Raw genomic sequence first — 12,863 nt, 5'->3', positions numbered from 1 at the left:
GGCGGGGTGTCGGTGACCCGGCCGGCGATCGCGGCGAACCCCCGCATCCCGGCCACCGGCGCGGCAGCGCACAACCCACCGGCGCGGGCTACATCGTGACGGCCGATCCGGAGGGAGACGAGTTCCGCCTGGACCGAACGACGGGGAACCTCACCCCGGTGAGGTCTTCGGAGACGGCCCACAGCCGCTGCTGGACGGCCACCTCGTACGACTCCGGACTGGAGGTGACCAGCCGGGGGTGGCCCATGACCTCGTTGCGTCCGCCGGGACCGTAGTACTGGCCGCCGAGCGCGGCGGGGTCGGTGGCGGCGCGCAGGGTCGGCAGCGCGCCCATCGCCGGCGTCTGGGTGATCAGCGGTGCGAGCCAGGTGAGCGGAAGCCTGAGGACCGCGGGGGTGTTGCGGGCGAGCTCGGTGCTGGACATGCCGGGGTGCGCGGCCACCGCGACGGTGGTGCCGTGCGTGGCGAGCCGGCGCTGCAGCTCGTACGTGAACATCAGGTTGGCCAGCTTGGACTGACCATAGGCGGCGGCCCGGCCGTACGACCGTTCCCACTGCAGGTCGTCGAAGTGGATCGCGGCCCGGATGCGGTGGCCGGTGCTGCTGACCGTCACCACGCGCGAGCCGGGCACCGGCAGCATCAGGTCCAGCAGCAGCCCGGTGAGCGCGAAGTGGCCGAGGTGGTTGGTGCCGAACTGCATCTCGAAGCCGTCCCGGGTGGTCTGCTTCGGGGTGTACATCACGCCGGCGTTGTTGATCAGCAGGTCGACCCGGTCGAGCCGGGACCGCAGCGCCGCCGCCGCGGCCCGGACGGAGTCGAGCGAGGTCAGGTCCAGCGCCTGCACGGTCACGTCGCCGGTCATGCGGGCCGCGGCCTGCTCGCCCTTTTCGATGTCGCGCACGGCGAGCACCACGGACGCCCCGCGCTCGGCGAGCGCCTTGGCGGTCTCGTACCCCAGTCCGGTGTTGGCCCCGGTCACCACGGCCACCCGCCCGTGCTGGTCCGGAATGTTCGCCGTCGTCCACTTCTTGCTCATGCCAGGTTCCCAACTAACTAACGTACCGAAGGTATCTTGTGTCGACGACGCTAAAGTACTCTCGGTACGTTGTCAACGTACCGCAGGTACTTAAGTTAGGCTGGCGATCGTGACTTTCCAGCGGGCGCGAACCGAAGAGCAGCGGGAGATCCGCCGACGGGCGATCCTCGACATGGCGTCGGCGATGCTCGACGAGATGCCCGTGGCCGCGGTCACCCTGAACGAGCTCAGCCGCCGGGTGGGCCTGGCGAAGCCGAACGTGCTGCGCTACTTCGAGTCTCGCGAGGCGGTGCTGCTGGAACTGCTGGACCACTTCCTGCAGGAGTGGCTGACGGAACTGGCAGGCGAGCTGGCCGCCGGCGTCGACGAAAATCTACCCATGGCCGAGCGAGCGGCAGCGGTGGCCGAGATCCTCAGCCGCTCACTCTCCGGCCGGGTGGTGCTGTGCGAGCTCGTCGGCGCCCAGGGCGGCGTCCTGGAACACAACGTCTCCGTCGAGGTCGTGGCGCGCTACAAGCGCTCCTCCCTGGACCGCCTGACGACCATGACCGCCCTGATCCAGAAGTACCTGCCGGAGCTGGGCGAGAACGCGACACTGTTCAGCCTGCAAACCATGGTCATGGCCGGCGCGCTGTCCGCGTACAGTACGCCCCCACCCAGCCTGCAGGCGGCCTACCAGGCCGAGCCCGACCTGGCCCGCTTCCACCTGGAGCCGAAGGATTACTTGAAGCCGGCCCTGACCGCGATCCTCCTGGGCGTGCTCCCCCGCCGCTGACCCGCGGCGCACCGGACAGGCCAGAACCTCTGTGTTTCCCGTGCCCGGACGGTGGAGGGGCCAAGGCACGGGGTTCGCGAAGGTGCGCACACCTCTGTGTCTGACCCCTCACCCCAGGGCGCCGCTGACGACCGAGGAGGTCATCACCCGAGCGAGCCAATGACCTCGCAGGTCAGCCGGCACCTGCCCGTAGCGTGATCACCCGCGGGGAAGATCGTGCGCGCCGCCGGAACGCTCGTCCCGGGCCGCGGCCGCACGATCTCCCCCGCTGGACCCCGGTCGTCATCGGCAACGACCCGCGCGCCGAACGGGTGCGCGCCCCGACCTCCGCGGTGAGCCGGTGAGCCGATGAGCCGGTAGGCCGAACCGGACGGCTCACCGGTCAGCTCACCGGGTGGCTCAGATCCTCGGGGCTGGCCGAGGTCGGGAATCCCGTGCTGGCCCCCCACATCTCCGCGAACCGGCCGTCGTCGATGCGGAAGATCTCGAACAGCGCGGGCCGCGCGTCGCCGTCCGGGCCTGTGATCCCCTCGACGGTCGAGCGGACGGCAGCCCTGTCGCCGTCGACCAGGATGTCCTGGGCGACGACGCGTATGTCGGGGAACCGGGCGACGAGCGCGCGCCAGGCGTCCTTGCCCGCCTCGAACCCCGTGGTGCCGAGCGGATGGCTGAAGAAGCCGGGGGTGTGCAGGTCGGCGGCCTGGTCGAATCGCCGGCTGTTGAAGCACTCCTGCATCCGCCTCACCAGGGCGCTCGTGTCCTCGTGCGTGGTCATCGGCGTGTTCTCCTCGCTGGCTGACAGGTCGGGTCACGGTGAGCGGCACGGACCCTAACCGGTGCGCCGCCCCGCTTGCCGTCACACTATACGGTGCGACGCCCCGGTTATACTGATCCCGACATGTCCAGCCAGCAGCCTGATCCAGCCCCGGCAAGCCCGAGGGCAGCTCACGGGAGTGACCGGGAGCTGCGGGCCGACGCGCGCCGCAATCGCGAGCGGGTCCTGCGGACCGCGCAGCAACTGTTCGCGACAGAAGGTCTCGGCGTCTCGCTCGACGAGATCGCCCGCCGCGCGGGCGTCGGCCCCGGCACCGTCCATCGGCACTTCCCGGCCAAGGAGGCGCTGTATCTCGCCGTCGCGACCGACCAGATCCGGCAACTGGTGGCGAAGGCGGAAGCACTCGCCGCGACCGGCGATCCCGCGGCCCTGTTCACGCTGCTGTCCGAGATGATGGCGAGCGGTGCCGAGAACGTGGCGGTGAAGAGCGCGCTGGTGGCCGCCGAGTTCGACCTGCGCACCGCCGCCCCGGATGTCGCGGCGGATCTCACGCGCAATGTCGCGGACCTGCTGGATCGCGCGCACACGGCCAGTGTCGTACGTCCCGACCTCACCGTCGACGAGGTGATGGCACTGGTCGCCGGCGCCTTCGCCGCGATCCGCCACGCCGGCGCGGAAAGCAGCCGCGAGCGCTCCGCGCACATCGCCCAGCTCATCCTCGACGGGCTACGCCCCCGGTCCCGGTAAGCGACCGGGCCGTTGCCGACCTGGTTGCCACCCTCGGCCCCGAGGTCGGCCAGGCTCGCGCGATCGGTGCGACGCCTCGGACTTCGACCTTGACCATGTTCTGCTCTAACGTGCTTTTTCGTGTTCAGACCCCTCATGCTGGTGGCTTCGGCCCTCCTCAGCGTCCTCCTCGTCTCCGGCAGGGCCGACGCTCTCACCTCCCCTGTCCGGGACGTGCCCGTCCTGACCGACAACAGCCTCTACCGCAGCGGAGAGATCAAGCCCTCGAAATGTCCTGACGGTGCGCTCAGCATCGAGAGCACCACGGCCGCGAAGCGCACGCTGGCCGCGCTGTGGCGTTGCCTGAACACCTCGTGGTCGGCCCACGCCAAGAGGGCTGGGCTGCCCTTCGCATCCGCCAAGCTCGTCGTCCTCACCAAGCCGGCGCGGTTCTGCGGCAAGAGCTGGATCAAGGACCTCATCGCTCGTTACTGCCCCGCGACGAAGACGGTGGCGCTCCTGGTGAACGAGGAGTACTACCTGCGGACCCGTGAGATCTACCACTTCCAGCACGTCGCCGGGATCTACGGCACCCATCTGCAGCACGTCAACGGCATGGCGCGCGGTTTTGAGGCGTTGCCGCCCAGAAACCAAGCCGAGCGCTTCGAAAAGGAACGGCGCTGGTCACTTCAGGCGCGCTGTCTGGGGGGAGTCTTCCTGGGAAGCGTCTGGAAGACCGCGGGTGAGGGAAGCGAGGGCTGGCCCGCGCTGCTGGAAATCGTGAAGGCGAACGGCGACCACAACGCCAAGAGGAAGCGCTCCTTCGGCAAGGGCAAGAACATCGTCCACTGGCTCGACCGCGGCTTCAAAAGCGGCGACCCCGGTTCCTGCAACACCTGGACGGCGTCCTCCGCGCGCGTCGCCTGACGGTCGGAGGCCGGTGACGGCACACGTGACCCGTACGACGAAGACGGCCGGCCGGATCGGCGGGCCGGCCGGCCGCGCGAGCCGGGATTGCATGATCGTTCCATTGACGAGATCTTGTGGGGGTAGCCGATTCCCTCAGGAGACGACATGTTGCCCCTCCATATGCGCCGCCAGGAATTCCACCCCGATCCCGAGCTGGCCGTCGCCCGCGAGCAGCCCGGCCTGCAACGCGTTTCCACGCCCTACGGCACGCAGGCCTGGCTGGTCACCCGTTACGACGACGTGCGCGACGTGCTCAGGAACGCCGAGCTGTTCAGCTACGCCAGCGGCGTCAACCTCCCGCCCATGAGCGAGGAGCAGGCCAGACGTCTCCGCGCGGGCGCGCTGCTGCTGATGGACCCGCCTGACCACACCCGGTTGCGCCGCATGCTGACCCCCGAGTTCACGATGCGCCGTATCCGCCGCCTGGAACCCCGGGTCCGCGAGATCGTCGCCGACCACCTGGACGCGATGGAACGTACCGGCGCGCCGGCCGACCTCGTCTCCCAGTTCGCCACCCCGATCCCGTCGCTGGTCATCTGCGAACTGCTCGGGGTGCCCTACGAGGACCGGGACGAGTTCCAGGCCCTCAGCGTCGCGATCCTCGACTTCAACCGCACGCCCGAGGAGCGCGGGAAGGCGCAGATGGGGTTGACCGCCTACATGGCCGGGCTGGTCGGGCGGGCACGGGCCGAGCCGGGTGAGGACCTGATCGGCATGCTGGTCCGCGAGCGCGGTGACGAACTGTCGAACGACGAGCTGGTCGGCATCGGCGGGTTGTTGCTGATCGCCGGGCACGAGACGACGGCCAACATGATCGGCCTGGGTACGCTGGCGTTGCTGCGCCACCCCGAGCAGCTCGACCTGTTCAAAAGGGACCCGGCCAAGGTCGACGGCATGGTCGAGGAACTGCTGCGCTGGCTGACGATCATCCACCAGGGCGCCACCAAGATGGCCATGGCCGACACCGAGATCTCCGGGGTGCCGATCGCGAAGGGCGACATCGTGGTGGTCTCGCTCCCGGCCGCCAACCGTGACCCGGCGCTGACCGAGGACCCCGACCGGCTCGACATCGAACGGCCCGACCTGGCCCACGTCGCGTTCGGTTACGGCGCGCACCACTGCATCGGGGCGCCGCTGGCCCGGATGGAGATGCGCATCGCGTTCTCCGCGCTGTTCGAACGCTTCCCGGGGCTGCGCGAGGCGGGCGAGCCGGAGTTCCGCTCGTTCAACGTCGTGTACGGCCTGTCGGCGTTCCCCGTCGCCTGGTAACCCGCGGTCTCGCGGGCGCCGGTGAGGACCGGCACCCGCGGGACCGCCGGCTCGCGCATTCGTGTTCGTCGCGGAGCCCGCGACCTGGATCCGGCCGGCCTCAGGCTTCGGGGAGCCGGTTGACGGGATGGTCGCCGGTCGCCCAGAGATACTGGACGGCGTAGGCGCGCCAGGGCCGCCAGGCGTCGGCATGGCGGGTGAGTGCCCCGGGGGTGACGGGGAGGCCGAGTCTGCGGGCGGCGACGCGGATTCCGAGGTCGGTGGGTATGAAGGCGTCCGGGTCGCCGAGGGCGCGCATCGCGATGGTCTCGACGGTCCAGGGTCCGAGTCCGGGAAGCGCCGAGAGCTGCGCGCGGGTTCGATGCCGGTCGCCTTCGGGCCCGAGGTCGATCTCGCCGGACGCCAGGGCGGCGATCAGGCCGGTGAGCGTCGCGCGGCGCGTCCGGGGAAGGGCGAGCCTCGCCGGGTCCAGCGAGGCCAGCGCCCCGGGGGTGGGGAAGAGATGGGTGAGGCCCCCGCCGGGGTCCGTGATCGGCTCGCCGTGGGCGACGACCAGCCGGGCGGCATGGGTGCGGGCGGCCGCGGTGGACACCTGCTGCCCGAGCACCGCGCGTACGGCCAGCTCGAAGGCGTCGACGGTACGGGGCACCCGGCGGCCGGGGTGCTCGTCCACGAAGGGGGCGAGCACCGGGTCGGCGCGGAGACGCTCGCCGACGGCGACCGGGTCGGCGTCGAGGTCGAGCAGATCCCGGCACCGGCCGATCGCGGTGGAGAGGTCACGGCGGTCGCTCAGGGCCAGGCGGCAGCCGACGTGGTCGGGCATCGGCCACAAGGTGACGACCCCGTGGCCGTACGGCAGGCGCATCGTGCGGCGGTACGCGCCGTCGCGCCACTCCTCCACCCCGGGCACGGCGGTCGCGGCGAGATGCCCGAACAGGTTGCCGGGACACAGCGGGGCCCGGAACGGCAGCCGCAGCGACACCGTCCCGTGGTCGTCGGTCACCGGCCGTTCGCGGGACGGCGCCGGGACGGGAAAGGCGTAGTCCTCGCAGCCGGACCCCGGCCGAGCGGTGCGCTCCCCTGAACGGAAGCGGTCCTCACGGTCAGACCCCGCCCGAGCTGCGCGCCTCCCTGACCGGGAGTTCTCGTCATGCATACCTGCAGTGTCCAGGAGAGCGACGACCGTCCTGCCCGCACGCCCCGCGAAGGGCGACACCTTCTTCGTCGTCTTCCCTACCTGGCCCATGACGTCGTAGGCCTGGAGAAAGAGCGCGGTGCCCCGAAAGAGTGCCCGCGACGCCCGCGCCCCGCGTGATCCGGGCGGCTTTCGGGGCAGGGGCGCAGCCATGCGCGGACGAACGGATTCTCACTACTGGGGTGTGGTACTCGACGCACCCGACGCACAAGAGCTCGCGCGGTTCTACTCGCGCCTTCTCGACTGGAAGATAACCAAGGAGGAGCCCGGCTGGGCCACGGTCGCACCGGCTGACGGGGTCACGTACCTGGGTTTCCAGACGGCCCAGAACTACGTACGACCGGTCTGGCCGAACGCCGACGGCTCCCAGCAGATGATGATGCACCTCGACCTGGAGGTCGGCAATCTTTACAGCGCGGTCGACCACGCGATCGAGGCGGGCGCGACACTCGCCGACCATCAGCCGCAGGACGATGTCCGGGTCCTCCTCGACCCCGCCGGACATCCGTTCTGCCTTTACACGGACGAGCACGAAGACGCGTAAGACATACACGCCATGCTTGTGGAGTGTGGGATTCGAGTTTTTCGCTGAATGACGTGTATCGCAGGACGCCGTATCCGCTATTCCGGCCGTACGGCGAGAACGGCGGCCTCTTCCACGGGAACCGTGGGTTCGGCCGGAATGGCGCACCACACCGTACGGCCGACCGCCCCGAAGTCGCGGACTCCCCAGTTTCCCGCCGACAGTTCGTCGACGATGAACAGCCCTCGCCCGTCCTCCGCGTCCGGAGAGGGGCCGTCCCGCAACTGTGGCTTGCTCGACGCGGAACCGGGGTCGGTGACCTCCACGTACACGAAGTCGTCGACCACCTTCAGGACGACCATCACCAGGTCACCCACCGGGCTGGGAGTGGAGTGCTCGACGGCGTTCGTGGTGAGCTCGGAGACGGCCAGCCGCACCCGTTCGTAGGCGGGGTGATCGGGACCGAGGAGCTCGCGCACCGTCGCGCGGGCGCGTGAGACCGATTCGGGCTCTCTCCGAAGGAAGATCTCCCCTAGCTTTCTGGCCGTTTGCATGGTTGACGCCCTTTCGCCCTCCGGGCTTTCTCGCCTCATTGATCCGAGCCCGACAACCGTCCACCGGGTATTCCAAGAATCCCAAACAACCACTACTGTCGGTAGTGACTCCGAACGCACGGTCACTACACGGATATGTGGAGCCGGGCGTGTATTCACAGGAACGGGTGTGTGTTCACAGGAACGGGTGTGTGTTCACGAGAGGACAGAAATGACCATCCCTCCGGGCATCGGCTCCACGGTCTCCCCGAAGGAATATTTCGCCGCAGAATTCCGCAGGCGTCGCAAAGAGGCGGGTCTCAGTCAAAAGGAACTGGCCGATCGCATCGGGTGGTCGGTCAGCCTGGTGAGCATGGTGGAGCTCGCCCACCGGAAGGCTCCCCGGGAGATGACCGAGAAGATCGACAAGGTCCTGAAGCTCGACGGCGCCCTGACGAACCTGTGGGATCTCGTCAGCCACGTGGGCAGCCGGCTGCCCGACTGGTTCAGGCCCTGGATCGAGATCGAGCGCGAGGCCGAGACCCTGCGGGCCTGGCACCCTCTCGTCGTCACGGGCCTGCTCCAGACCCGCGACTACGCCGAGGCGATCCTGCGCGGCGAGCCCCGCATCACTCCGGAGCAGCTGGAGGAGTACGTGACGGCCAGGATGGAGCGCCAGACCATCCTCGACCGGGCGAACCGCCCCATGCTCTGGGCGGTCATCGACGAAGGCGTCCTGCTCCGCCCAGTCGGTGCGGACGACGTGATGGCGGCGCAGCTCCGCCACCTCGCCGAAATGGGCGAGCGCCCCGACATCGCGATCCAGATCCTTCCCCTCGACGCCCGTACGACGTCCGGCATCAACGGGGGCTTCGTCCTCGCGCACGCGCGCCGGGGTGTGGTCAACGCGGCCTACATCGAGTCCGCCGGTGCGGGCCAGGTAACCGATCGCCCCGACGAGGTCGCCGCTTTAGCATTGCGATACGAGGCGATCCGCGTCGAGGCGCTGTCCCAGCGCGAGTCCCTGAAGCTGATCAAGGAGACGACCAAGAAATGGACCTGAACCGGGAACTGGCAGAGGCGACGTGGGTCAAGTCCACCCGCTCGGGGAGCAACGGCGGCGAGTGCGTCGAGGTCGCCGGACTGTCCGGCGGACGCCGCGCCGTCCGCGACAGCAAGGACACCACCGGCCCCGCACTCGTCTTCACCGCCACCGAATGGACCACCTTCATCAACGGCGTCAAGAACGGCACCTTCGGCTGACCAAGGGAGACGATCACGCGATGGACCTGAACCGGGAACTCGCAGCGGCGACGTGGACCAAATCCACCCGATCGGCAAGCAATGGCGGCGAGTGCGTCGAGGTCGCCGGACTCTCCGGCGGACGCCACGCCGTCCGCGACAGCAAGGACACCACCGGCCCCGCACTCGTCTTCACCGCCACCGAATGGACCACCTTCATCAACGGCGTCAAGAACGGCACCTTCGGCTGAGCACTTCGAGCCGCCGAGGCCGGGCCCCACTCGCGGGCGCGGGGTCCGGCCTCCAGCTCCGGTTCGGTTCCGGTTCCGGGTGCGGGCCGCCCGCATCGTCTCCAGGACCGCGACGGTCGAGATCTCCGTATCCGAACATCGGGTGGCCGCCGGGACGCTACGTGCCGCCGATCGCCTTGTCGGAGCGCAGTGTCTGGGTGCGAGTCTTCAGGAACGTGCGCAGGTTCTGTGCCTCGGTGTCGGCCTTGGCGGTGTCGGCGTTCGCGTTCAGCTTGTAGGACGTGACGAGATCGTCGAGCAGGCCGGACGCGGTGCCGTTGCCGAGCAGCTTGGCGTACAGAACGCGGTACTGCTCCTGGTAGACCTTCTTGAAGGTGGCGTTCCTGAGGAACTTCTCCTTCAGAGGATGGCCCATACGCATCATGGCGCCGCCTTCCGGACGGGGCTGCCCGCCGTTCTGGGGCGGGGTGGCACCTTGAGACGGCTGGGCCCGCTGGTCCTGCGGGTCCTGCCGGGGGCCTCCCCGGCCGAAGCCCATCGTGATCGTGTCGTTCGCACCGCTCCTGGCGTCACCGTTGAAGGCGAGGTTGAGGTCCCAGGTGATGACCTTGAACTTCCTGGTGCCCAGGTCGTACCACAGGTAGTAGTTGCGTCCGGGGCCCGCCATGTCGTCGAAGTTGACCATGAGGTTCTGCAGGACCAGATAGCGGGCGAACGACTCCACGTCCAGGCGCTCGCCCAGGCCCGCGGCGAACTCGGGGTCGGAGGCCTGGTTCACCCATTTGACCAGGTCGATGACCGGCTGCAGGTCCTGGCCGCCGACCTTGTTGATCTGTTTGAAGTCGTTGGTGTACCCGGTCTGGTCCTCGCCCTTGTAACTGAAGGAGCCGCTGGCCAGCGACTTGTACAGCACGCCCTCGCCGAGGCCTTCGGCGTAGCCCTCGTCAAGGTACTCCACGAGCAGGCGCGGGGTCGAGGTGCGGCCGTTGACGGTGAAGGCGCTGTGGGCCGAACGCTGGGTGGGCTCACCGGAGGCGCCGACCAGTGCGATGCCCAGTGCCTCGTTCAGCATCGTCGTCGAGCCCATCGCGGCCGGCCGTACCGCCACCTGGCTGTGCCCCTGGTAGCGGCGGCCCTCCACGAACTCGTCGAAGCTGATCAGCCACGGCAGGTTCTCCGGCTCCTCCCCCTTCAGGGACGCGCCGAACCCGCCGGCCCTGGGCTGTCCGCCATCGCCCTGCTGCCGGGCCGGCGGCCCGTCACCCGGTGACGGTGAGCCTTCGGGTGACGGTGAGCCTTCGGGTGGCTCGCCGCCTTCGGGTGGCTGGAAGCCCTCGGGCGGCTGGAAGCCCTCAGGCGGTTGAAAGCCCTCGGGTGGCTGGAAGCCCTCAGGTGGTTGAAAGCCCTCGGGCGGTTGGAAACCCCCGGGCATGCCTCCGCGCCGCTGTCCGCCGCCGGGCATGCCACGCTGCCTGGACTGTCCCTTCCAGGTCAGCCCGGCCAGGGTGGAGTTGCCCTTGAGCCGGACACCCACGCTGGGGACGCGGACGCCGTCGACGGTCAGGTCGGCTTCGAGGTACTTCTTCTCGCCGTCCCTGAAGTACTCGCCCAGCATGTCCTCGTAGGCCGCGTCGGTGAAGGTGAGCCTCACCTCGTGCGCCACGGAGGTGTCGAAAAGGTCCTTGGTGCCGGTCAGGTTCGTGACGACGGTCTCGGCCGTGGCGGCCTGGGAGACGGTGACGTACGGGCGGATCATCCCGCTGCCGAGCACGCCCCAGCACAGGGCCGGGAACGCCACGCACAGCGCGACCAGTTTCCAGTTGTGCCGGAGTCTGACCGGGATGCGATGCTTGAGCTGCGCCATGGTGCCGGCCTACAGGTCGCTCTGGTCGTACCCGGTCAGGACCGTGACCGACTGGCCGTGGTTGCGCTCGCGCAGCGCGGCCATCACGTCGGCCGGCTCGCTGCCCTTCTTGATCTTCACGGTGTACATCAGCTCCGTCAGCGCGCCCCCGCGGATCGACTCCATGCTGACCAGCTCGAACTCCTCGGTGTGCCGGATGAGCACGTCCTGGATGGCCGCGGTGTAGTCCTCGTCCGCGGGAACCTGGACCTTGACCACCTGCCGCCGTACGTTGAGCTGGAACCAGTTGAACCGGTGCATGACCATGACGATCAGCGAGATCGTCACGGCGGCGACGACGGCCAGCAGGTAGAAGCGGGTGCCGACGGCCATCCCGACGCCCATGACGAGGAAGATGAACCCGACGTCGCGCGTCTCCTTGATGGCGTTGCGGAACCGCACCACCGACAACGCGCCGACCAGGGCGAAGGCGCGGGCGATGTTCGAGCCGACGACCAGCATGATCAGCGAGATCAGCATGCCCAGGATGACCAGTGTCTGCACGTAGGACTGGCTGTAGGACACGTTGCGGTGCGTGGCCCGGTACACCCAGCCGATCATCGCGCTGAGCACGAACGACAGTGACATCGCGATCGCGATGTCGGCCACGCTGAACGTGCCGGACAGGTCCTGGAAGGAGAGGTCCATGGGGGGTCATGCCTCCGGGGGAACGGTCGGCCGGGGGCGGCCGAGATCGAGATCGAGGTCGAGGTCGTGGTCGTGGTCGAGGTCGTGGTCGGGGATGTGGAAGACCGAGCGGGGGGCCAGCCCGTGCGCCTCCACGCTCTGGCAGTACTTGGAGACCCGGACCACCTGCAGGTTCCGCCTGGCGGTCAGGTCGGTCAGCCAGTACGGCACGCGCTCGTTGGCCTTGACCTCCACGATGGCCATGTGAGCGGGGACGATGAGCCTGTTCTCAGCGTCGGCGCCCAGGTGGAAGTCGCGGTCACGGCCCCGGACGCGGTGGTCGAAGGTGACGCGCAGGCCCACGTCGGCGTCGCGGCCCACGTAGGCGTGCCGGGTGTAACCGGTCATCGCGACGGCCCGCAGGTCCAGGCGCAGGACGAGGTCGAGCACCTCCTGCAGGAACGCGCGCTGGGACGGCTCGTGCTCGACCATCCGCCGGCCGCCGCACAGGAGCAGCGCGTCGCGGTAGGGCAGGCTCACCCGGCGCTTCTGCGTGACCCGGTTGACCCGCTGCTTGATCTCGACGAACACCGGCGTGTCGTCCCGCACGGCGAACCGGTCGCCGTAGTGGCGCACCCGCAGCTTCCTGCGGAACTTCAGGCCCTCGATCTTCTCCCAGTAGAAGCGCAGCTGCCGGGTGTCGTAGTAGACGCTCCAGATGCCGTAACCCTCCTGGCCGCTGTGACGGTCGCGGTCCAGCCGCTGCTCGATCTCCTCCCTGAGCGCGGCCGCCTCCGACGCCTTCACGAGGTACTTGATCTCGTACCGGTTGAAGGCGTGCAGCCTGCTCGGGGCCCGCAGCCGGTGACCCTGGTCACCGGCCGGTTCGGCGCCGGACACGCTTCGATCACTGTCGCGAGCCGCGGAGATGGCTGGTTTGCGGAACCTTGCCAGCATGTTCCCCCTTTCGTCGGCACACATCTGACAGCACCAAGCTGGGAACAATGTGTGAACCGTGCCCGACGAGAAGATGAACCGC

Annotated in this window: 15 protein-coding genes; 8 read left to right on the top strand and 7 right to left on the bottom strand. The window is 68.9% G+C overall.

The annotated features are described in order from the left end of the window. Positions 1-88: 88 nt before the first annotated feature. Positions 89-1,036 carry an SDR family NAD(P)-dependent oxidoreductase gene (locus tag AC5L38_RS01880; protein ID WP_495240973.1) on the bottom strand — a complete coding sequence of 316 codons (948 nt, stop codon included), beginning with the start codon at positions 1,034-1,036 and terminating at the stop codon, positions 89-91. 109 nt (positions 1,037-1,145) lie between these two features. Here AC5L38_RS01880 and AC5L38_RS01875 point away from each other — a divergent pair, with 109 nt between their 5' ends. After that, entirely contained in the window at positions 1,146-1,811 is a 666-nt protein-coding gene (locus AC5L38_RS01875) for a TetR/AcrR family transcriptional regulator (RefSeq protein ID WP_495240972.1), read from the top strand. A 382-nt stretch (positions 1,812-2,193) separates the two neighbouring features. On the opposite strand, the gene AC5L38_RS01870 is transcribed toward AC5L38_RS01875, so the two are convergent. Further along, positions 2,194-2,586, bottom strand: a complete 393-nt coding sequence (locus AC5L38_RS01870) for an ester cyclase (RefSeq protein WP_495240971.1) — start codon at positions 2,584-2,586, stop codon at positions 2,194-2,196. Positions 2,587-2,709: 123 nt separating this feature from the next. Between AC5L38_RS01870 and AC5L38_RS01865 the strand changes: the two genes are divergently transcribed. The 3 genes from AC5L38_RS01865 to AC5L38_RS01855 all read left to right on the top strand — a co-directional run bounded on the left by AC5L38_RS01865 (position 2,710) and on the right by AC5L38_RS01855 (position 5,550). Beyond that, a complete protein-coding gene (locus AC5L38_RS01865; protein ID WP_495240970.1) occupies positions 2,710-3,333 on the top strand; it encodes a TetR/AcrR family transcriptional regulator in 624 nt (207 codons plus the stop codon). A 120-nt stretch (positions 3,334-3,453) separates the two neighbouring features. After that, positions 3,454-4,239 carry a neutral zinc metallopeptidase gene (locus tag AC5L38_RS01860; RefSeq protein ID WP_495240969.1) on the top strand — a complete coding sequence of 262 codons (786 nt, stop codon included), beginning with the start codon at positions 3,454-3,456 and terminating at the stop codon, positions 4,237-4,239. Between the two features lie 147 nt (positions 4,240-4,386). Further along, on the top strand, positions 4,387-5,550 hold the full coding sequence (locus AC5L38_RS01855; protein ID WP_495240968.1) for a cytochrome P450: 1,164 nt from the start codon (positions 4,387-4,389) through the stop codon (positions 5,548-5,550). 100 nt (positions 5,551-5,650) lie between these two features. On the opposite strand, the gene AC5L38_RS01850 is transcribed toward AC5L38_RS01855, so the two are convergent. Continuing rightward, a complete protein-coding gene (locus tag AC5L38_RS01850; protein ID WP_495240967.1) occupies positions 5,651-6,553 on the bottom strand; it encodes a DNA-3-methyladenine glycosylase family protein in 903 nt (300 codons plus the stop codon). A 376-nt stretch (positions 6,554-6,929) separates the two neighbouring features. Here AC5L38_RS01850 and AC5L38_RS01845 point away from each other — a divergent pair, with 376 nt between their 5' ends. After that, positions 6,930-7,289 (top strand): VOC family protein, encoded by a 360-nt coding sequence (locus tag AC5L38_RS01845; protein WP_495240966.1) that lies wholly within the window; start codon positions 6,930-6,932, stop codon positions 7,287-7,289. 77 nt (positions 7,290-7,366) lie between these two features. Here the strand turns inward: AC5L38_RS01845 and AC5L38_RS01840 are convergent, their stop codons facing one another. Further along, positions 7,367-7,822: an ATP-binding protein gene (locus AC5L38_RS01840; RefSeq protein WP_495240965.1), complete on the bottom strand. Its 456-nt coding sequence runs from the start codon at positions 7,820-7,822 to the stop codon at positions 7,367-7,369. Positions 7,823-8,033: 211 nt separating this feature from the next. Between AC5L38_RS01840 and AC5L38_RS01835 the strand changes: the two genes are divergently transcribed. From AC5L38_RS01835 to AC5L38_RS01825, 3 genes are read left to right on the top strand one after another with little or no spacing between them, the layout of a single operon-like run. Continuing rightward, entirely contained in the window at positions 8,034-8,864 is an 831-nt protein-coding gene (locus tag AC5L38_RS01835; RefSeq protein WP_495240964.1) for a helix-turn-helix domain-containing protein, read from the top strand. Then, positions 8,855-9,064 carry a DUF397 domain-containing protein gene (locus AC5L38_RS01830; RefSeq protein ID WP_495240963.1) on the top strand — a complete coding sequence of 70 codons (210 nt, stop codon included), beginning with the start codon at positions 8,855-8,857 and terminating at the stop codon, positions 9,062-9,064. The genes AC5L38_RS01835 and AC5L38_RS01830 overlap by 10 nt, the downstream gene beginning before the upstream one ends. Before the next feature lie 20 nt (positions 9,065-9,084). Further along, complete coding sequence (locus AC5L38_RS01825) at positions 9,085-9,294, top strand: DUF397 domain-containing protein (RefSeq protein WP_495240962.1); 210 nt, start codon at positions 9,085-9,087, stop codon at positions 9,292-9,294. Between the two features lie 157 nt (positions 9,295-9,451). On the opposite strand, the gene AC5L38_RS01820 is transcribed toward AC5L38_RS01825, so the two are convergent. The 3 genes from AC5L38_RS01820 to AC5L38_RS01810 are packed head-to-tail and all read right to left on the bottom strand — an operon-like array spanning position 9,452 to position 12,781. Further along, positions 9,452-11,158: a CotH kinase family protein gene (locus tag AC5L38_RS01820; protein ID WP_495240961.1), complete on the bottom strand. Its 1,707-nt coding sequence runs from the start codon at positions 11,156-11,158 to the stop codon at positions 9,452-9,454. Between the two features lie 9 nt (positions 11,159-11,167). Continuing rightward, a complete protein-coding gene (locus AC5L38_RS01815; protein ID WP_495240960.1) occupies positions 11,168-11,845 on the bottom strand; it encodes a DUF4956 domain-containing protein in 678 nt (225 codons plus the stop codon). 6 nt (positions 11,846-11,851) lie between these two features. After that, positions 11,852-12,781 carry a polyphosphate polymerase domain-containing protein gene (locus tag AC5L38_RS01810; RefSeq protein ID WP_495240959.1) on the bottom strand — a complete coding sequence of 310 codons (930 nt, stop codon included), beginning with the start codon at positions 12,779-12,781 and terminating at the stop codon, positions 11,852-11,854. Positions 12,782-12,863: the final 82 nt, after the last annotated feature.

The organism is Streptosporangium nanhuense, assembly GCF_059358815.1.
Note: the sequence above shows the minus strand (reverse complement) of the source record. Positions and strands in the feature narration are given on the sequence as shown.